14 protein-coding genes are annotated in these 19525 nt (G+C 55.7%); all 14 read right to left on the bottom strand.

All coding sequences use genetic code 11. The features are described from left to right. Nucleotides 1–98: 98 nt before the first annotated feature. Complete coding sequence (locus V3851_RS19460) at nucleotides 99–2771, bottom strand: valine--tRNA ligase (protein WP_331848220.1); 2673 nt, start codon at nucleotides 2769–2771, stop codon at nucleotides 99–101. Nucleotides 2772–3298: 527 nt separating this feature from the next. Further along, the gene (locus tag V3851_RS19455) at nucleotides 3299–4645 is read right to left on the bottom strand and encodes a LysM peptidoglycan-binding domain-containing protein (RefSeq protein WP_331848219.1); all 1347 of its coding nucleotides are present in this window, start codon (nucleotides 4643–4645) and stop codon (nucleotides 3299–3301) included. Between the two features lie 173 nt (nucleotides 4646–4818). Continuing rightward, nucleotides 4819–5769, bottom strand: coding sequence for an RluA family pseudouridine synthase (locus V3851_RS19450; RefSeq protein WP_331848218.1), 951 nt, complete (start codon nucleotides 5767–5769; stop codon nucleotides 4819–4821). Then, nucleotides 5766–7067: a glutamate-1-semialdehyde 2,1-aminomutase gene (gene hemL, locus V3851_RS19445; protein WP_331848217.1), complete on the bottom strand. Its 1302-nt coding sequence runs from the start codon at nucleotides 7065–7067 to the stop codon at nucleotides 5766–5768. Before hemL ends, V3851_RS19450 begins: the two co-directional genes overlap by 4 nt. A gap of 19 nt (nucleotides 7068–7086) precedes the next feature. Continuing rightward, nucleotides 7087–8091 carry a porphobilinogen synthase gene (gene hemB, locus V3851_RS19440; RefSeq protein ID WP_331848216.1) on the bottom strand — a complete coding sequence of 335 codons (1005 nt, stop codon included), beginning with the start codon at nucleotides 8089–8091 and terminating at the stop codon, nucleotides 7087–7089. 62 nt (nucleotides 8092–8153) lie between these two features. Next, the gene (gene cobA, locus V3851_RS19435; RefSeq protein ID WP_331848215.1) at nucleotides 8154–9725 is read right to left on the bottom strand and encodes a uroporphyrinogen-III C-methyltransferase; all 1572 of its coding nucleotides are present in this window, start codon (nucleotides 9723–9725) and stop codon (nucleotides 8154–8156) included. A gap of 5 nt (nucleotides 9726–9730) precedes the next feature. Beyond that, nucleotides 9731–10696: a hydroxymethylbilane synthase gene (gene hemC, locus V3851_RS19430; RefSeq protein ID WP_331848214.1), complete on the bottom strand. Its 966-nt coding sequence runs from the start codon at nucleotides 10694–10696 to the stop codon at nucleotides 9731–9733. Further along, a complete protein-coding gene (locus V3851_RS19425; protein WP_331848213.1) occupies nucleotides 10689–11351 on the bottom strand; it encodes a precorrin-2 dehydrogenase/sirohydrochlorin ferrochelatase family protein in 663 nt (220 codons plus the stop codon). The genes hemC and V3851_RS19425 overlap by 8 nt, the downstream gene beginning before the upstream one ends. 159 nt (nucleotides 11352–11510) lie before the next feature. Continuing rightward, on the bottom strand, nucleotides 11511–12914 hold the full coding sequence (gene hemA, locus V3851_RS19420) for a glutamyl-tRNA reductase (protein ID WP_331848212.1): 1404 nt from the start codon (nucleotides 12912–12914) through the stop codon (nucleotides 11511–11513). Nucleotides 12915–13130: 216 nt separating this feature from the next. Then, nucleotides 13131–13529 (bottom strand): adenosylmethionine decarboxylase, encoded by a 399-nt coding sequence (gene speD, locus V3851_RS19415; protein WP_331848211.1) that lies wholly within the window; start codon nucleotides 13527–13529, stop codon nucleotides 13131–13133. A 331-nt stretch (nucleotides 13530–13860) separates the two neighbouring features. After that, nucleotides 13861–14448 (bottom strand): non-ribosomal peptide synthetase module, encoded by a 588-nt coding sequence (locus V3851_RS19410; protein ID WP_331848210.1) that lies wholly within the window; start codon nucleotides 14446–14448, stop codon nucleotides 13861–13863. A gap of 172 nt (nucleotides 14449–14620) precedes the next feature. Further along, on the bottom strand, nucleotides 14621–15265 hold the full coding sequence (yihA, locus tag V3851_RS19405; protein ID WP_331848209.1) for a ribosome biogenesis GTP-binding protein YihA/YsxC: 645 nt from the start codon (nucleotides 15263–15265) through the stop codon (nucleotides 14621–14623). Nucleotides 15266–15279: 14 nt separating this feature from the next. Next, nucleotides 15280–17616: an endopeptidase La gene (gene lon, locus V3851_RS19400; protein WP_331848208.1), complete on the bottom strand. Its 2337-nt coding sequence runs from the start codon at nucleotides 17614–17616 to the stop codon at nucleotides 15280–15282. A 115-nt stretch (nucleotides 17617–17731) separates the two neighbouring features. Continuing rightward, nucleotides 17732–19444: an ATP-dependent protease LonB gene (gene lonB, locus V3851_RS19395; protein ID WP_331848207.1), complete on the bottom strand. Its 1713-nt coding sequence runs from the start codon at nucleotides 19442–19444 to the stop codon at nucleotides 17732–17734. Nucleotides 19445–19525: the final 81 nt, after the last annotated feature.

Raw genomic sequence — 19525 nt, 5'->3', positions numbered from 1 at the left:
CTTTCACCTTCGTTATAAATGTTGGAATAGCGGCTGCGGTTTTCGTATCTCTTCGAAGAAAACAGAACCGCAGCCAACTTGAACCTGATCCGGCGTGTCTAGCTTTTCAGTTCGCTGATCCGTGCCAGAACCTTATCGCGTTTATCGGCATAATCCGCCATTTTGGCGCGTTCTTCTTCAATGACTTTGGCCGGGGCTTTGGATACAAAGCCTTCGTTGGCCAGCTTCTTCTCCACCCGTTCCACTTCTTTGTTCAAGTGGTCGAGTTCTTTCTCAAGCCGCACGATCTCCTGGCTAATATCGATCAGACCGGCCAGCGGCAAATACATTTCCGCGCCGGTAACCACCGCGGTCATCGCTTTGTCCGGCACGGTGATATCCAACGACGCCTCGTAACGGGACGTGTTGCCGAACCTGCGGATATAATGGCTGTTGCGCTCCACGATCTCCAGCAATTCGGACGATGCCGGTTTGACCAATAGCTCGACCTTTTTGCTCATCGGTACACCCACTTCGGCGCGGATATTCCGCACGGAGCGGATGATGTCGACCAGCAGGTTCATTTCCTGTACCGCGTCGGGCGCTTCGAAGGCGGGATCGTATTTCGGCCATTCGGCCAAAGTGATTGTTTCGCCACGATGCGGCAAATGCTGCCATATTTCCTCGGAAATAAACGGCATGAACGGATGGATCAGCCGCAGGGTGCGATCCAGCACGTAAGCGAGTACGGACTGGGTTTTGCGCTTGGCCGCGGCGTCCTCGCCGTACAGCGACAATTTGGCAAACTCGATGTACCAGTCGCACAGATCGTCCCAGATAAAGTTATACAACTGGCGTCCGGTTTCACCGAATTCATAAGCATCGATCAAGCGGGTAACTTCCCGCGCCGTTTCGTTGAACCGGTGGAGAATCCAGCGGTCGGCCGTGGTCAGTTCTCCGCTGATATCGATGTCATCGGCGGTGACGCCCTCCAGATTCATCAGGGCGAAGCGGGACGCGTTCCAGATTTTGTTGGCAAAGTTCCGGGCGCTTTCGACACGTTCCCAATGAAAGCGCAAATCCTGCCCCGGCGTGCTGCTCGTGGAGAGCATATAACGCATGGCGTCGGCGCCGTATTTGTCGATCACGTCGAGCGGATCGACCCCGTTGCCTAGCGATTTGGACATTTTGCGCCCTTCGCTGTCGCGGACCAGGCCATGCATCAAAACATCTTTAAACGGCAGTTCGCCGGTAAATTCCATCGAAGTGAAGATCATGCGCGCAACCCAGAAATAAATAATGTCATATCCGGTAACGAGCAGATCCGTAGGGAAATATCTCTTGAAATCGGCGCTGGCTTCGTCCGGCCAACCCAAGGTCGAGAACGGCCACAACGCCGAGCTGAACCAGGTATCGAGTACATCCTCGTCCTGTTTGATGTCATCCCGTCCCAGTTTGGCGCGGGCTTCCGCCTCGTCACGCGCAACGACCATTTCCCCGGTCTCTTCGCAGTACCAGGCCGGAATGCGGTGTCCCCACCACAATTGCCGGGAAATGCACCAATCGCGGACGTTCTCGATCCAGTGCAGATAGGTTTTCTCAAACCGGTCAGGAACAAACCGAACTCCCTCGCCGGATTTTTGCGCGGCGATGGCGGCTTCCGCGAGCGGCTTCATTTTGACGAACCATTGGGTCGACAAATAAGGCTCGACAACCACGCCCGTACGTTCACTGTGTCCTACTTGATGGACATGGTCTTCGATTTTGATCAGAACGCCCTGCTCTTTCAAATCCTTAACGATCTGCTTGCGGCATTCGCTGCGGTCGAGCCCCAGATATTTTCCCGCCTCTTTGTTCATCGTGCCGCTCTCGTCCATCACGGTGATTTGCGGCAGATCGTGGCGCAGGCCGACTTCGAAGTCGTTCGGATCGTGGGCCGGAGTGATCTTCACGGCGCCGCTCCCGAATTCCTTATCGACATATTCATCGGCGATAATCGGGATTTCGCGGCCGGTAATCGGCAGAATCAGCATTTTGCCGACCATATCCCGGTAACGCTCATCCTCCGGATGAACCGCTACGGCCGTATCGCCGAGCATGGTCTCGGGCCGGGTCGTGGCCACCGTTATATGCCCGCTTCCGTCTTTAAGCGGGTACTGCAGATGGTACAAATGACCATTTACTTCTTTGTATTCAACCTCAATATCGGAAAGCGCCGTACGGGCCGCCGGATCCCAGTTAATGATATATTTGCCGCGATAGATCAAGCCTTTCTCATAAAGCTTGACGAACACTTCGCGGACGGCCTGAGAAAGCCCTTCGTCCAACGTAAACCGTTCCCGGGAATAATCGAGCGAGAAGCCCATCTTTTGCCATTGTTCATGAATGGTCTCGGCATATTTGTCTTTCCATTCCCATACCTTCTCCAGGAATTTCTCGCGCCCGAGATCATACCGCGAAAGCCCTTCTTCCCGCAGCTTTTGCTCCACCTTGGTCTGAGTGGCGATCCCGGCGTGGTCCGAACCCGGAAGCCAGAGCGCATCGTATCCCTGCATCCTTTTTGAGCGAATCATAATATCCTGGAGCGTAAAATCGAGCGCATGCCCGATATGCAGCATCCCCGTTACGTTTGGCGGCGGAATCACGATGGTATACGGCTTTGCATCGGGCTTTTGTCCCGCTTTGAAGTACCCGCCTTCCATCCAGTAGCGGTACCATTTCTGCTCGGCCGCTTTCGGGTCGTATGTCGTCGGCATTTCTGCCGACAGGGATTGCTCATGATTTTCAGTCATTTGTACCAAACCTCCGTCACAAATAAAATCACTTTGGTGCAAAGAAAACACAAAAAGCCCCTCGTCTCAAAGGACGAAAGGCTTTACTTTCGCGGTACCACCTTTGTTTCGCAGATTTGGTTCATTCGCATCCGCAAGAAACCGGCGCTCCAAACCTGACGACACTCATGCAGATAACGGCTGCGGCCGGCCCGTTCTAACCTAACGAAGGTCTACGGATCAAACGGGCGACTCCCGGGCGACTTCGGCCAGCTTCACTCCTGCGGAATCTCCCAGCGCTGCAATCCCGCTCTCTGAAGGGTTCACTGCCTACTCTTCCCATTCCAAGTCTTTGCATCAAAATTTTCTTTAAGTTTATCTTTACCATAATAGCTTGAAAATTAACATAAAGTCAACACGGATGGTCAAAAATGGACACTTGTCCACGATATGCGAACAAAGATGGGAAGAAGAAGGCTTTACGGCTTGGAATTTGTCAAAAAAGCACAAAAAAACCGCACGACCTTCGTGCGGCTTTGAATAAGAACTTACGGGATGTAAAGCACCTGTCCTTCGGATAAATGATGTTCCGAAAGCCGGTTGTATAGCTGCAGTTCCCGGGTGCTGAGCTGATACCGTTCCGCGATTTCGTCCAATGTCTCTTCCCGCTGGACAATGACAAGCTTAACCTTGCGGAAAGGGTTTTGCTCCTCGGCATTGCGGATAAAGAGATTTTTCCAGCGGACTTCATCCCCGTCCTCCTGTTGGGCCTCGGCCTGGGCGGGCTCCTCCTCCTGCGGGTCCAAGCCCGGCTCAACCTGCCGTTGCTTGGACAGCAGCTTGCTGATTCCGTATTTCTTATCCTGTTCCTTGTCTCCGCTCTTCTTGCTGCCAAGCGCGATTTTCAGTTCCTTCTTTTCTTCGGCCTCCGCTTGGTTTTCGCCTTTTACCGCATTTTCTACATCTTCCGCTGCTTCCTGATTCTCCTTGACTGCCTCCTCAATTGCTTCGACTTTCTCGGAGAACACACTTTCCGCCGTCCCGAAGTCTGCGGATGACGGAACCTCCGTTTCAAAGGAATACGGAGCTTCGGCGCCGGACACGGATGCCTGCGATTCTCTTTCATTTACGGCGGCGTCGGAACCCAGGTTGCCCAAATTGATTTCCGATACAATGACCGACTGCTGGTTTCCGCCCTCTTCGTCGCCCGGCCATTCGGGATCCCGGGCTTCTTCAACATCCGGGAATCCGGCCTCCTTGTCCGCCACAACGGATTCCGCAAACAACGGCGACGTGCTGTTATTCCAAGTCAAAATCGCCGGCTGCTCGTGCTCGTCCGCATCCGCCGGCTCCGGTTCGGACTGCTGCTCCCAAGTGCGGAAGTGCTCGGTGTAGCTGCGTTCCAGATTTTCCGGATTCAGCCGGCCTTCCCAGGCCGCATCGTCTTCCTCGTCGTCTTCTCCGCGCAATTCCGATACGGGCTCATGGGCTACGACAAATTCCCGGTCCTTCCATTCCTCCGTATCGGCAGCCAGCGACGAGGTTTCAATCCCCTGCAGGGATAATACCCCTGTAATGTTCAGGCTGCGGGCGCTTAGCAGATCGACATCGAAATTTTCGATTTCAACCGCAATGTCCTCCAGTTTGCCGACCCGGCTCAGCGGAATCGTAATCTCCACCGGAATCCAGTGCTCCAGCTCCTGCGTTTCCCCGTCGCCGCGATAGAGGCCCGACAAGAGTAAATGGCCGCGCAGGGAAGCGTACTCCTCACCGGGAATCACCTGGATTTTCGGATAAAGCTCAATTTCCTCCAGCTCATCGATGCCGATCACATTCTCCGCCAAATGCACGCGTTCATAAATATCAAACCTCAGTCCGTAGGATTGATCCGCCAAAAATATAGCCTCCTTTCAGCATATCCAAACATGATTTTCCATCCGATAAAATGCATGGTCCAAATCATCGCTCGTTTTTATCTATATGCTTGAAAAAAGAGTGCATGCCTGCTTTTTCGCGGCTTTCCTTCCTGAAGTTGCGGCCAGCCGGACTATGAACTGCCAAACTTCGTCTATGGCTCAAGCAGTTTGGCGCGGAGCGGCTTCCAATGGTCCGGCCACGGATCCTCCACCAAAACGGTCTCGCCCGTAAGCGGGTGCGGAAAAGCCAGGCTCTCGCCGTGAAGCGCTTGATGCGAAAGCAGCCGGGTGCTACCTCCGTACAGGGCGTCACCGATCAGCGGATGTCCGGCATGGCTCATATGTACGCGGATCTGATGCGTTCTGCCGGTCTCCAGGGTGACGCGGACGAGGCTTGCCCGGGGGAATGTCTCCACGAGCTCCACCCGAGTTACCGCATTTTTGCCTCTGGGCGATACGCGCCGCCGCGAAGCGTGATGACGGTCGCGTCCGATCGGCTCGTCGATGACGCGAAGCGAAGGATCGACGACTCCTTCTACCAGCGCAACGTAGACTCTGCCGATCTCCTTCCGCGCCATAGCCGCATCCAGCTTCAGCCGGGCAAAGGCGTTTTTTCCGTACAGCACCGGACCGGAGGTGAATTCGTCCAGGCGGTGGATATGCTCGGGAGCAACCGGCTCACCCCGCTGCGAATAGATCGCGGATACCAGATTCGCCAGCGTCGGCTCCCGGCTTTCTCCGTCGGGATGAACCTTGACCCCGGCGGGTTTATGAACGACGAGGCAGAAATCGTCCTCGTAAAGTATCTCTACGGGCGGGCAAGATGAATCCGGCCTGCCCGAAGACACTGATTCCGAGAGCGTAAAGGCGGGCGGATACTGCGAATTTTCCGGCGGAAACAGACGGAGGCGTAGGCGGTCTCCGGCCAACTTGATCCCGCCCTCGGCATCGAGCGTACGCAGCAGTTTGGCGGGGAAGACAAGCTCGCGCTCAAGCCAAACGAGGGCCGCTTCATAGCGGCCCCCATGTTCCGGCGGATTCAGCTTGCCGGGCATCAGCTCCAGCCATTCTCCGCGCCTCTGTCCGGCAATTCCCTTGCTCATATTCTTTGCAGCGCACGGCGGTGCGCTTCGATCGTGGCGTCGATATCTTCTTCGGTATGCACGCCAGACACGAACATGCCTTCGAATTGGGAAGGCGCAATGTTGATGCCTTCCTCGATCATCGCCGTAAAATAGCGGCGGAACAGATCCAGATCACTGCTCTTAGCCGTGTCGAAATTGATAACGGCCTGATCCGTGAAGAACGGGCAAACCATCGAGCCCACGCGGTTAATCGTGCACGGGATGCCGCGTTCTTTGGCATTGGCTGCAAATCCGGCCGCAAGCCGCGCCGACAGCGCTTCGAGCCGGTCGTACACCTCCGGCGTCAGCAGCGACAGCGTCGAGAAGCCGGCCGTCATCGCCAGCGGGTTGCCGCTGAGCGTCCCGGCTTGGTAAATCGGCCCGCTCGGGGCGATCTGCTCCATAATCTCGCGCTTGCCGCCGTAGGCACCAACCGGCAAGCCGCCGCCGATGACTTTGCCGAGGCAGGTCAAATCCGGCGTCACGCCGAAACGGCCTTGGGCGCAGTTGAGATGAACGCGGAAACCGGTCATCACTTCATCAAAAATAAGCACGCTGCCGTACTCCGTCGTCAAGCGGCGAAGGCCTTCCAGAAAGCCGGGCAATGGCGGCACAACCCCCATATTGCCGGCTACGGGCTCGACGATCACGCCGGCGATTTCCGCTCCAAAGCGCTCAAACGCCAGCTCCGCCGAAGCCAAATCGTTGTACGGCACGGTGATCGTATTGGCCGCAACACCTTTCGGCACGCCCGGACTGTCGGGCAGCCCCAGCGTCGCGACGCCGGAGCCGGCTTTGATCAGCAGGCTGTCGGCGTGGCCGTGATACGAGCCTTCGAATTTGATGATCTTGTCCCGTCCCGTGTATCCGCGGGCCAGCCGGATCGCACTCATCGTCGCTTCCGTGCCGGAGTTGACCATCCGGACGATATCGACCGACGGTACGCGTTCCGCAACAAGCTTGGCCATCTCCGTCTCCAATAGCGTCGGGGCGCCGAAGCTGGTCCCCTTGGCCGCCGTCTCCTGCAACGCCGCAACCACTGTGGGATGGGCATGGCCCATAATGAGCGGCCCCCAGGAGCCGACATAGTCGATATACTCGTTGCCGTCGATATCGTACACCCTGGAGCCCGCGCCGCGCTCGATATAAATCGGGGTCAATCCGACGGATTTATAGGCGCGCACCGGGCTGTTCACCCCGCCGGGCAACACCTTCTTCGCTTCTTCAAAAGCGCTTCGCGACCGCTCTTCGCTGCGGCGTCCGATCGTTCCACTCATACAATCCTCTCCTCTATGATTACTTGCCCTCGCGCAGCCAGCGTGCGGCATCCTTGGCAAAATACGTAATGATGATATCCGCGCCGGCCCGCTTCATCCCGAGCAGCATTTCCGTTACGATCGCCCGCTCGTTGATCCAGCCCATTTGCGCCGCCGCTTTGACCATCGAATACTCCCCGCTGACATTGTAGGCGACAAGCGGCAGGTCAAATTGATCGCGCAGCATGCGCAGCACGTCCATAAAGGCGAGCGCCGGCTTCACCATCAGCATGTCCGCGCCTTCCTGTACGTCGGACTCCGCTTCTCTGAGCGCTTCCCTCACGTTTGCCGGGTCCATCTGGTACGTCTTGCGGTCGCCGAACTGCGGAGCCGAATCCGCGGCCTCGCGGAACGGGCCGTAAAAAGCCGACGCGTACTTCACCGAATATGACATGATCGGGATATTGCTGAACCCGGCTTCGTCGAGCCCCGCGCGAATCGCCTGCACGAACCCGTCCATCATGTTGGACGGCGCGATGATGTCGGCGCCGGCCTTCGCTTGGGAAACCGCGGTCTTCACGAGCAGGTCCAGCGACTCGTCATTCAGCACATCGCCGCATACATGCCCGTCCCGCTCATAGGTGTGCACCATGCCGCAGTGCCCGTGATCGGTAAATTCGCATAGGCAGGTATCCGCGACGACCAGCAGATCGGGATATAACGATTTGATCTTGCGCGTCGCCTGCTGCACGATGCCCTCCTCGGCGAAAGCCGACGAGCCGATGCTGTCCTTGCTCTCCGGAATGCCGAAGAGCAGCACGGCCGGAATGCCGAGCTCCACGATTTCTTTCACTTCTTCTTCCAGCGTATCCAAGGAAAAATGATATACGCCGGGCATCGAAGAAATTTCATTTTTGACTCCGGTACCGGATGCGACGAAGATCGGTTGAATGAAATCGTCAACCGTCAATACCGTTTCTCGCACCAAACCGCGGATACCGACCGATTGCCGCAGCCGGCGGTGTCTTACTGCTGGAAAACCCATGTCTAGTTACCTCCCGGATATTTGTAGTTAGTAATAGTTATTATAGCCTTCCGGCTTATTCTTCACTTTAAAGGGCTTGGTTTACTTCGACCGCTTCCTTGTTTCCAATCGCACAGCGCAGCCACAAGGCTGTCGATCGTCGCTTCTTCCGCCAGCGTGCCGACGGTAAGTCCGGCGTCCTCGGCCGTCTTCGCCGTAACCGGCCCGATGCAGGCGATTTCGACGCCGTCCAAAATCCCGACCGGATCGTCAAACCCCATCGCCTTCAAAGCGGCGAGGAAATTCGTGACCGTCGAGGAGCTGGTAAAGGTGACGGCATGAATGCGTCCCTTGTTCAGCATATTTACGAGCGGTAAGTCCTCTTCTGCGGCAGACACCGTCGCATACATGACGGCGTCGGTCACCTCCAGCCCCTGCCGGAGTAGCGCTTCCGGCAGCCAGGAACGGGCCAGATCGCCGCGCGGCAGCAATACTTGCTGGCCGGGCTTGAGCTCTTCGCCAAACGCTTCAAGCAGCCCTTCGGCCTGGAATTTGTCGGGAAGCTCTTCCGCGGCGATGCCGTATTCGCGAAGCGCCTCCTTTGTCGCCGGGCCGACGGCGGCAATGCGCGCTTTATGCAGCGACCGGATATCCTTCCCCAGCCGCTCCAAATGCTTGAAGAAGAACTCCACCCCGTTGGCGCTCGTAAAGAACGCCCAGTCGTACTCCTCAAGCCGGCCCAAGGCCTGATCTGTATGATTCAGCGTGTCGCCCGCCGGCATTTCGAAATCGATAACGGGGAACTCGTACGGCTCGCCGCCGAGGTCCTCAATTTGCCGCACCAGTTCGCTCGCCTGGGATCGGGAGCGGGTGACGAGAATCCGCTTGCCGAACAGCGGCAAATTTTCCGCCCATTTAAGCGCTTCGCGCTGATTCACGGCCTCGCCGACCACGATAACGGCCGGCGGCTTGAAGTTCGCTTCCTGCACCTTTTGCTCGATGTCGGCCAAGGTGCCGGTTAAAGTGTCCTGTTCGGCACGGGTCCCCCAGCGCACCAGCGCGACCGGCGTTTCCGGAGGCCGGCCGTGAGCGATCAGCTGGCTCGCGATATAGCCGATTTTGGCGACGCCCATCATGAATACCAGCGTGCCCGTGGCATTGGTCACCTTTTCCCAATTGATCGATAGATCCAGCTTGTCCGGGCTTTCATGCCCCGTAATAATCGACAGGGAGGATGCCATATCGCGGTGGGTCACCGGAATCCCGGCATACGCCGGAACCGAAATCGCCGAGGTAATACCCGGGACGATTTCGTAAGAGATCCCGTGTTTGCGGAGCAGATCCGCCTCCTCGCCGACACGCCCGAAGATCGTCGGGTCTCCGCCCTTCAGGCGTACAACCGTCTTCCCCGTCAAAGCCAGGTCGACGAGCAATTGATTGATCTCCTCCTGCTTCATCGTATGCCGGTCCGTCGTTTTGCCGACATAAATTTTCTCCGCGCCCCGTTTCGCTTTCTTGAGCAGACTCGGATTCGCGAGACGGTCGTATACGACCACATCCCCTTTAGCCAGGCAGTCCAGCCCTTTCACCGTAATCAGCCGGGCATCGCCAGGGCCGGCCCCGACCAGGTATACTTTCCCCTTCGCTTCCGCCATCCCCGTCACTCCTCCGCCGCCGCTGCCAGAATTTTGTCCGCACCTCTTGCGATCAGCTTATTCGCTACCGCTTCACCCAGTAGGACCGGATCATTGCCGGACATCGTTTCCTTCAAAATAACCCGCCCGTCCGGTGTGCCGACCATTCCGGTCAGGTTAATCTCACCGGCCGAATCGGTTTGCGTAACATCCTTGACGGGATCGTTCAGAACGGCATGCCCTCCGATCGGAACCTGGCAGCTTCCCCCGAGAACGCCGAGGAATTTCCGTTCCGCCGCCACCGTGAGCGCCGTCCGCGGATCGTTATATAAGGACAGCAAATGGCGGACCTCTTCATCGCTCTCCCGGCATTCGATGCCGAGCGCCCCTTGCCCTACCGCGGGCAAACTGATTTCCACCGGAAGATAGGACGTTATCCGGTCTTCCCAGCCCATCCGAAACAATCCGGCCGCCGCCAAAATAATCGCGTCAAAGCCTTCCGTATCGAGCTTTCGCAATCGGGAATCGATATTGCCGCGAAGCGGCTCCAGCACAAGGTCCGGACGGTATGCGGCAAGTTGACTGGATCGTCTTAGGCTGCTCGTGCCTACTTTGGCTCCCTGGGGAAGCTGATCCAGCGTAAGGCCCCGGGAGATCAGCGCATCCCGAGGGTCCTCCCGCTTCGGCACGGCCCCGTTCACCAGACCTTCCGGAAGCTCGGACGGCATATCCTTCATGCTATGTACCGCCAAATCGATTTCCCCGTCCAGCATCGCCTGCTCGATTTCCTTCACAAACAAGCCTTTACCGCCGACTTTGGACAAGGTTACGTCCAGAATCCGGTCGCCTTTGGTCACGATCTTTTTGATTTCAAAATCATAGGGCAAACCGTTTGCCTCGCAAATTGCTTTCAAGGCGTCTATGACATGACCCGTCTGTGTCAAAGCCAGCTGGCTCTGTCTGGTTCCGATCACAATGGTTCGCTTATTCAAGGTTCATTCCTCCCGCTGTCTTCATCCACGCTATCAGTTCATCCTCGCTCCATGGCCGGAAGCGGCCTTCCCGAATCGAGGCCAATATATCCAGTTCGGATAATGCCCGGAAAAGCCGGGCCCGAAGCTGTTTGTCCTGAACCCGCGCTTTAATTCCGGATCTGGCAAAACTCAAAAAATCGATATAGGTTTCGTAATCGTCGCCGAAGCTCTCCTCAATTTCGCGGCATAATTCCCGCGTCGCCCCCGGGCCTGCTCCGGAAGCGGACACGGCCACAATCAGGCTCCCCCGACGCATCACGCTGGGGGTTATAAAAGATCCCCGGCTTCCTTCACCGGCATGATTCGCCGGTATGCCGTGATCGGCCGCCTCTTTAATGACCGCATCATTGACCTCGGGCCGGTCCGTCGCGGCATAAACCAGAAAGGCGCCGCGAAGATCGCCGTTCTCGTAAGGGCGCCGCTCCCAGACGATTCGCTTCTCAGCGTGAAGACGCTGCAGCCCGGTTGTCACGGCAGGGCAGATCATCACCACTTCCGCTCCCGCCTCGATCAAGGATACAGCTTTGCGCTCGGCGACGGCGCCGCCGCCGACAATCACGCACCGGCGCCCATTCAGGTTCAACATCACGGGAACATAGTACGGCAATTTCATCCCCCCACGCCCGCCGGGTTCAATCGGCTGCGGCCTTCGTTCAACAAGTCATGTTTACCACGTATTGTGTATAGCATACTGTACGTTTTCGTTTTTTTCCAGCGGACGCTTGCGCCGCGGCTGCAAATAAGCCCCGTGCCAATGGCCCGGGGCGTGTGCTTAGACGGGTATCTCTACAAGCGGGAGCGCGGGTTGTTCCCGGGTCTCCGGCCCTTGTTCCGGCAATCCCTGTTCCGGCAATTCCAATGTCTCGCGAGAAGCGCCGCATTCTTTGCCTGAGTCGGTAAGCTTCTCCATTTGTTCCTCCAGCGCGAAGATTTGAGTGAACCAGTCTAGCGCCTCGGCGCCTTTATCTTCACCGGCCAGCTCCTTGATCCGGTTGATCGGATCATGCATCATTTGGTTGACGATGCTTTTCGTCAAACGCCGGATCACCTTGCGCTGATGGTCGTCAAGCTCAGGCAGCTTGTTAAACATACTTTCCAGCGTGTTTTCGTAAATGGCCGAGGATTTCTCCTGCAGCGCCCGGATCACGGGCTTTACGCCCAAAGTTTGGACCCAGGTTCCGAATGCCGCAATTTCCTCTTCAATCATTGCTTCGATTTTCACGGCTTCTCCGCGCCGCATTTCCAAATTGCTTTCGACGATCCCTTCAAGATCGTCGATATCATACAGGAAAACATCGTCCAGTTCGCCGATGGCCGGGTCGATGTCCCGGGGAACCGCGATGTCGATCATAAAGAGCGGCCGGTTCTCGCGCCCCTTCATGCTCTGGGCGACTTGGGAAGAGGTAACCACGTATCCTTCCGCCCCGGTGGAGCTGATCAGAATATCCACATCCTTCAGCCGCTGCATCGCCTCCTGCATGGAGCAAGGAGTGCCGTTAAATTTGGACGCCAGCTCCTGGGCGCGGGCAAAGGTGCGGTTGGCGACATAGACTTCTTCGGCTCCCGCATCGCTTAAGTGCTTGGCCGTCAGCTCGCTCATTTTGCCGGCGCCCAGAATCAGCACTTTCTTGCCGCTGAAACTGCCGAAAATCCGCTTGCCCAGCTCAACGGCCGCGTAGCTGATGGATACGGCGCTTTCCCCGATCGCCGTTTCCGTATGGGCCCGCTTGCCCAGCGTGATCGCCTGCTTAAACAGCATATTAAACCATTTACCGGTTCCCTTCTCGCTTTGCGAGAGCAGGAACGCGCTGCGAACCTGACCGAGAATTTGCGTCTCTCCGAGGACCATTGAATCCAGTCCGCATGCCACCCGGAAAAGATGGCGTATCGCCTGATCATCCTCGTACATATATAAATGTTTGGTAAATTCCTCGCGCGGAATCCCAAACCATTTCTCCATAAAATTCCGGATGAAGTATCCGCACATATGCAGCCGGTCCACGACGACATAAATCTCCGTACGGTTGCATGTTGCAATAATAACGCCTTCCAGAACGCTTTTGGTGCGTTTAAGCTCTTCCAGCGCCTGCGGCATATCCTTCTCCGCAAACGAAAACCGTTCTCTCACTTCCACGGGGGCCGTCCGGTAGTTCAACCCCACAACGGCAATGTGCATTGCAAGTTCACCTGCCTCCAAAAGATGTCCATTTCATCAATCGCAAACAAACTATGTTAATTATATCACAGAGGTAGTCCGTTCCCTTGCAAATTCTATGAGTTTTTTATGAAACATTTATGAAGTGCGCGTTTTTGGCCCACAAAATAAATAACCATGAATTTCTCCATGGTTATCATAAGTTTACCCTATTTTTCTAAAAATTAAAAATCGGCGTTACACGAGCTCCGCTTGATTCACTACAGGCGTTTCCACTTCGAGCTCGCCCATGCCGCGAATCAGTTTCTTCGCATACCATTTTTCCGGTTTCAACACAGTCACCAGGTAATCAATCGCCAGCTGCGGATCCACCATTTCTCCGCAGGTGTAACAATCAATCGCAGCAAAACCTCTCTCAGGATACGTATGAATCGAGAGATGGCTCTCCGACAGCAAAACAAGCACCGTAGCGCCTTGTGGTTCGAATTGTCTCGATTGCATGGACAGCACCGTGGCTCCGCAAGATTCGGCGGCTTCCACCAAATGAGCTTGCAGCAGCTCCGCGTTGTTCAGAACCTCAAAGTCGACGCCCCAAGTATCAACAGCAACGTGTCTTCCGAAAGTTGAATATTCCATCTTTCGGTTCCCCCTTCCTAGGAATAAAATGTTTGAAAAAATTTCATCCGCTAGGACCTACGTCATTCACTTCCCGAGGGAAAAATCTCTCGCAACATCTCCATGTCCTGAGTGAATCCTGGTTCCTATATTCTTTTCAACGAGATTAAAAATAACATCTATCCATCACAAATGCAATACTTTTTTGATCCCAGCTAAATATTATTCTTCCAATCCGCCAATGGTGCGTGAACCGATCCTTTTCCTGAACAAAAATTGATGTTTTTGCGCAGAAAAAACCCACCCTTAAAAGATGCCTTAAAGGTGGGCTTAGCCGCTTTAAATTTGGTTGTTATGCTTCCAATACGAACAATCGGCGAGTACATTCGCGGAGTTCATCGTCGATCAGGGTTACGGCTTCGGGGTCTTCGGCGATAATGCGCTTGTCGAGCAGGGTATTGATACTGCCGTGAATGCGTTCAATCTCCCGTTCCACATCATTATTCCGGTAAATCCGGTGAAGTTCCCCTAACGTATCTTTGAGTTCGAACACCAATTTGTACGAATCCCGGGAGTATTCGACGATTTTGCGGACCCGGCCGTCTTGATAATAATACATCATCATGAATCCGTTAAAAATTCTCGTGACCATTCCGCTGCCCTTGAATGCGGCGAACAAAAGCCTCATGACGTTCGTTAAATGGGGTTTTTCCAAGCGGAAAGACAATTCACAGACGTAATAACCGTCTCTGCGGTCAAAAGGCAGATGGACTTCTTCACCGCCGTCATCCTCCAGCACTACCTCTTGACTTCCGTTATCCAGCACTTTGACCATCTGGCGGACATGAGGATCATACACCTTGTGAACAAACTGCGACATCTGAACTTCCGACAACCGCAAACTAGCATTAACATACTCTGTGGCTAACCGCTGAGCCATAAAAATCTCCTCAATTCTTTTAACAATCCTTTTAAATAATTATACACTACTCCTTAAATTGTTTGCTCAGCGGCCAAAACGTGAAATCCTGCCATTTTTCAGAAAAAACCGGAATAAATCGTTTTTAGCTGTAAAATTCCCCTTGCATGCTCACTTTCCTGCTAACCGTTCTTCAAATCCCTTCTCGATCCGTCGATTCGGGCATATTCTCGGGCTGGTCCGTCGTCCCCTCGGGATAGGCAAGCCGTAAAATCTGCCCCCACAACTCATCCCTTCCGATGCCCGCTTCGGACGAGAACATGACGATCGGGTCGCCGGCGCGCATCACGAGCGCCTCCTTGATGATCTTCAAATGCTTCTGCCAGCGGGATTTCGGGATTTTGTCGGCCTTCGTGGCGACAACGCACACCGGCAGCTCGTAATGCTTGAGCCAGTCGTACATCAATTCGTCGTCTTTGGACGGCGGGTGCCGTAAGTCGATAATGAGCAGCACAAGCCGAAGCGTTTCGCGCTCCAACAAATACTTCTCGATCATTTTGCCCCATACTTCGCGTTGGGATTTTGATACCTTGGCATAGCCGTATCCCGGAAAATCGACAAAGTAGATCTCATCATTAATGCGGTAATAGTTTAAGTGCTGGGTTTTCCCCGGAGTCGAGCTCGTCCGGGCCAAATTTTTGCGATTGATCATGCGGTTGATCAGCGAAGACTTCCCCACGTTGGAACGCCCTGCCAGGGCAATCTCCGGCAAGGCGTCCTCAGGATATTGATTGGGTCCAACGGCACTGATCACAAATTCTGCGTTGGTTATTTTCATCGTTCCAATCCTCTCTAATGCAGCCCGGACTGTTCCACAAGCGCATGCTCCAGTACCTGGTCCATATGGGACACCGGCACAAACACCACGTCTTCCTTCACACTGTCCGGAATGTCGCGCAAATCGCGCTCATTGTCTTTCGGCAGCAGTATTTTTTTGTAGCCGGCCCGATGGGCGGCGAGCGATTTCTCCTTCAATCCGCCGATCGGCAGGACCCGGCCGCGCAGCGTGATTTCGCCGGTCATGGCCACGTCCTTGGACACGTGACGGCCGGTGAGCGCCGAGATCAGCGCGGTCGCGATCGTAATTCCGGCAGAAGGACCGTCCTTCGGAATGGCGCCTTCCGGGATATGGATATGAATATCGTTCTTCTCGTAAAAATCTTCCGCGATTCCGAGCTCGGCCGCTTTGGAACGCGTATAGCTGAAGGCCGCCTGAGCGGATTCCTTCATTACGTCGCCAAGCTTGCCGGTCAGGATCAGCTTACCGCTGCCCGGCACGACGGTGACCTCGATCACCAGCGTCTCTCCGCCGACCTCGGTCCAAGCCAGCCCGGTCACCGTTCCGACCTGGTCTTCCAGTTCGGCGACGCCGTAACGGTATTTCGGAACGCCGAGATAATCCTTGATGTCCTCGGGCCCGATTTCAATGCGTTCCATGCTGTCGGAGACGATCATTTTCGCCGCCTTCCGGCAGAGGGCCGCAATTTGCTGCTCCAAATTCCGGACGCCGGATTCCCGGGTGTATTCCCGGATCGTCTTCAATACGGCATCCTCGCCAAGCTCAAGCTGCTCCGGCTCCAGGCCATGCTCCCGCTTTTGTTTCGGCAGCAAATAGCGGGTCGCGATTTGCAGCTTCTCCAATTCCGTATATCCCGGAATATAAAGCATCTCCATCCGGTCCAGCAGAGGGCGCGGAATGTTGTGAACCGCATTGGCGGTCGTAATGAACATGACGTTCGACAGGTCGAACGGCACTTCGATAAAATGATCGCTGAACGTATTGTTCTGCTCCGGATCAAGCACCTCCAGCAGCGCCGAAGACGGATCGCCGCGGAAATCGGAGGCCATCTTGTCGATTTCGTCCAGCAGGAACACCGGATTAAGCGTTCCGGCCGTCTTCATCCCTTGAATGATACGGCCCGGCATGGCACCGACATAGGTGCGCCGGTGCCCGCGGATCTCCGCTTCGTCCCGTACGCCGCCAAGGGAAATCCGGACGAATTCCCGGCCGAGCGAACGGGCGATGGAGCGGGCCAGCGAGGTCTTCCCGACCCCCGGCGGTCCGACCAGACAAAGGATAGGGCCTTTTAATTTTTTCACCAGTTTCTGAACGGCCAGGTATTCCAGCACGCGCTCTTTCGGCTTATCGAGGCCGTAATGATCTTCATTCAGGACCTGCTCCGCCTTGGCAAGATCGAGGTCGTCCTCGGTCTTGTTGCTCCACGGCAAACCAAGCAGCCAATCCACGTAATTGCGGATCACTCCGCCTTCGGCGGAAGTGGTGGGCATTTTCTCGAGCCGGTCGATTTCTTTCTCCGTCTTTTCGCGGACATGATCCGGCAATTCCTTCTCTTCGAGCTGAGCCCGAAGCTCCTCCACCTCGCCGGCGCGGCCTTCCTTCTCGCCAAGCTCCTTCTGTATCGCCTTCATCTGCTCGCGCAGATAATATTCCTTCTGCGTCTTCTCCATCTGCTTCTTGACGCGCTGGCTGATTTTCCGTTCCAGCTCCAGCACTTCACGCTCGTTGTTCAAAATATCCAACAGCTTCTCCAGGCGCGCCCGGACATCGATCGTCTCGAGAATCTCCTGTTTGTCCTTGATTTTCAAGGATAAATGGCTGGTAATGACATCCGCCAGCCGGCCCGCCTCCTCGATATCGGACACAGCGGCGAGCGTCTCCGGCGTAACCTTCTTGGATAAATTGATATAATGCTCGAATTGCGTAAGCACCGTACGCATCAGGGCATCGATCTCAGGATCGGCGGTATCTTCTTCCGGCCGTTCCTTGGCGATGACCTCGTAATATTCCTCGTTATCCAAATATTCCATGATTTCGGCGCGTTCCATGCCTTCCACCAGCACGCGGATCGTGCCGTTGGGGAGCTTCAGCATCTGGCGCACTTTCGCTACCGTACCGATACGAAAAATGTCTTCCTGGGTCGGCTCTTCAATGTTCACTTCCGATTGAGAACAGAGGAGAATCAAATTGTCGTCGACCATCGCCTTTTCCAGCGCCTTCACCGATTTTTCCCGGCCTACGTCCAAATGCAGCACCATACTCGGGTAGACGAGAAGACCGCGCAAAGGCAGCAAAGGAAAACGACGGCCTTTGGATTTATGGGGTCCCATCGCTTTCGCACCTCCAAACGTTCTCGTTAGATATCATTCCCATTTTAGCAAATCTTACATGAAAACACCAATGAAGAGCGGCTGCACAAGTGCAGCCGCTAGGGAGAAGCGGTCTTTACATGATCCCGCCGGGAGGCGGCGATTCCGCATGAAGGAAAGGAGCCGGCGCGGGAGCAAAGAGTTCTCCGCCAGCGACAAATCCGAAATCCTTCTCGGCTTCCGGACCGAATACATGCCGGAACACTTCGCCTACCGACTCCACCGGGATCACACGCAGTCCTTCCAAGCCTTCAAACAGGGTCTGCCAGTTGTCCTTCGGAATCAGTACGGTGGTGGCGCCCGCCTGGAAAGCGGCCTCGACTTTCGCAACGACTCCGCCCACGGGCTTCACCCTGCCGTAAATTCCGATCTCGCCGGTCATCGCAACGCGGTGGTCGACCGGTATCCGTTTGATGGCCGAGGCGATCGCGGTCGCGATGGCAAGACCGGCCGACGGGCCGTCGATCGGCGTTCCGCCCGGAAAGTTAATGTGGAGGTCAAACCCGGAAGGGTCCAAACCGATCCGTTTGAGTACGGTCAGGACATTCTCCACAGAGCCCTTGGCCATACTCTTGCGCCGCAGCGTCCGGCTGCCTCCGCCGATCTCTTCCTCATCCACCACGCCGGTAATATTATATGTTCCGGTTCCCTTTGCCACCGGAACGGCCGTCGCTTCAATTTCCAGCAGGGTTCCCATATTGGCCCCGTAAACGGCCAGCCCGTTGACGACGCCGATTTCCGGCTGGGCCGGAATTTTCCGTTCAGGGCGCGGGGCAAGCTGACTGCTGGTGGCCACCCACTCCAGATCGGAGGCAAGCAGATGGTCGCGCTTCTCCGTCAGGGCGAGGCCTGCCGCAAGCTGTACCATATTGACCGCCTCGCGGCCGTTCGTTGCGTATTTCTTGATCACATCCACCGCCTCGGGACAAGGCTCGAAGCCGATACGGCTGACGGCATCCTCGGCAATTTTGGCGATCTCCTCGGGAAGCAGCGGCCGGAAGTAGATTTCCATGCAGCGCGACCGGAGCGCGGGCGGCAATTCCTGCGGCGATCGCGTCGTCGCGCCGACAAGCCTGAAATCGGCCGGCAATCCGTTCTGGAAAATATCGTGAATATACGCCGGCGTCCCGGTATCTTCCGAGTTATAATAAGCGCTCTCCAAGTATACCTTTCGGTCCTCCAGCACTTTCAGCAGCTTATTCATCTGAATCGAGTGAAGTTCGCCGATCTCGTCGATGAACAATATCCCGCCATGGGCTTTCGTGACCGCCCCCGGCTTTGGCTGCGGGATTCCGGCGACGCCCATCGCCCCGGCTCCCTGGTAAATCGGATCGTGCACCGACCCGATTAACGGGTCGGCGATGCCGCGCTCATCAAATCTGGCGATCGTCGCATCGATCTCCATAAATTTCGCGTCGGTTTTAAACGGGGAGACCGGATTCTTCTTGGCCTCCTCCATAACAACACGTGCGGCCGCCGTCTTGCCCACGCCGGGCGGACCGTAGATGATCACATGCTGCGGGTTGGCGCTGCAAAGAGCCGCCTTCAACGCGCGGAGACCATCCTTCTGGCCGACAATATCGTCGAGGGAAGCCGGACGCGTCCGCTCCGCCAGCGGCTTGGTGAGCGATACGGCCCGCAGTTTGCGCAGTTTCTCCATTTCTTTGCGGGATTCGCGATCCACCGCCGTCCGGTTTCCTTTCTGGCTTCGCAACTGGTTCCAGAAATACAGACCGATCACAACGGCAAAAAACATTTGAACGGCCATCAAAATGACACTTAGTTCCATAACACAAAGCCTCCCCACTTTGACTGATACTTGGTAGTATAGCCTTTTCGCTCCATCATAAAACGGGGAGTTTAAAAAGTG

The organism is Paenibacillus haidiansis (assembly GCF_036553665.1).
Taxonomy (GTDB): Bacteria; Bacillota; Bacilli; order Paenibacillales; family Paenibacillaceae; genus Fontibacillus; species Fontibacillus haidiansis.
This window is presented reverse-complemented; position numbering and strand designations above follow the sequence as displayed.

What these genes read in the sequence shown, in the direction of transcription:
- V3851_RS19460 (WP_331848220.1), bottom strand. Translation starts at nt 2,771, where the DNA reads ATGACTGAAAATCATGAGCAATCCCTGTCGGCAGAAATGCCGACGACA.
- V3851_RS19450 (WP_331848218.1), bottom strand. Translation starts at nt 5,769, where the DNA reads ATGAGCAAGGGAATTGCCGGACAGAGGCGCGGAGAATGGCTGGAGCTG.
- hemL (WP_331848217.1), bottom strand. Translation starts at nt 7,067, where the DNA reads ATGAGTGGAACGATCGGACGCCGCAGCGAAGAGCGGTCGCGAAGCGCT.
- hemB (WP_331848216.1), bottom strand. Translation starts at nt 8,091, where the DNA reads ATGGGTTTTCCAGCAGTAAGACACCGCCGGCTGCGGCAATCGGTCGGT.
- cobA (WP_331848215.1), bottom strand. Translation starts at nt 9,725, where the DNA reads ATGGCGGAAGCGAAGGGGAAAGTATACCTGGTCGGGGCCGGCCCTGGC.
- V3851_RS19425 (WP_331848213.1), bottom strand. Translation starts at nt 11,351, where the DNA reads ATGAAATTGCCGTACTATGTTCCCGTGATGTTGAACCTGAATGGGCGC.
- hemA (WP_331848212.1), bottom strand. Translation starts at nt 12,914, where the DNA reads ATGCACATTGCCGTTGTGGGGTTGAACTACCGGACGGCCCCCGTGGAA.
- speD (WP_331848211.1), bottom strand. Translation starts at nt 13,529, where the DNA reads ATGGAATATTCAACTTTCGGAAGACACGTTGCTGTTGATACTTGGGGC.
- V3851_RS19410 (WP_331848210.1), bottom strand. Translation starts at nt 14,448, where the DNA reads ATGGCTCAGCGGTTAGCCACAGAGTATGTTAATGCTAGTTTGCGGTTG.
- yihA (WP_331848209.1), bottom strand. Translation starts at nt 15,265, where the DNA reads ATGAAAATAACCAACGCAGAATTTGTGATCAGTGCCGTTGGACCCAAT.
- lon (WP_331848208.1), bottom strand. Translation starts at nt 17,616, where the DNA reads ATGGGACCCCATAAATCCAAAGGCCGTCGTTTTCCTTTGCTGCCTTTG.
- lonB (WP_331848207.1), bottom strand. Translation starts at nt 19,444, where the DNA reads ATGGAACTAAGTGTCATTTTGATGGCCGTTCAAATGTTTTTTGCCGTT.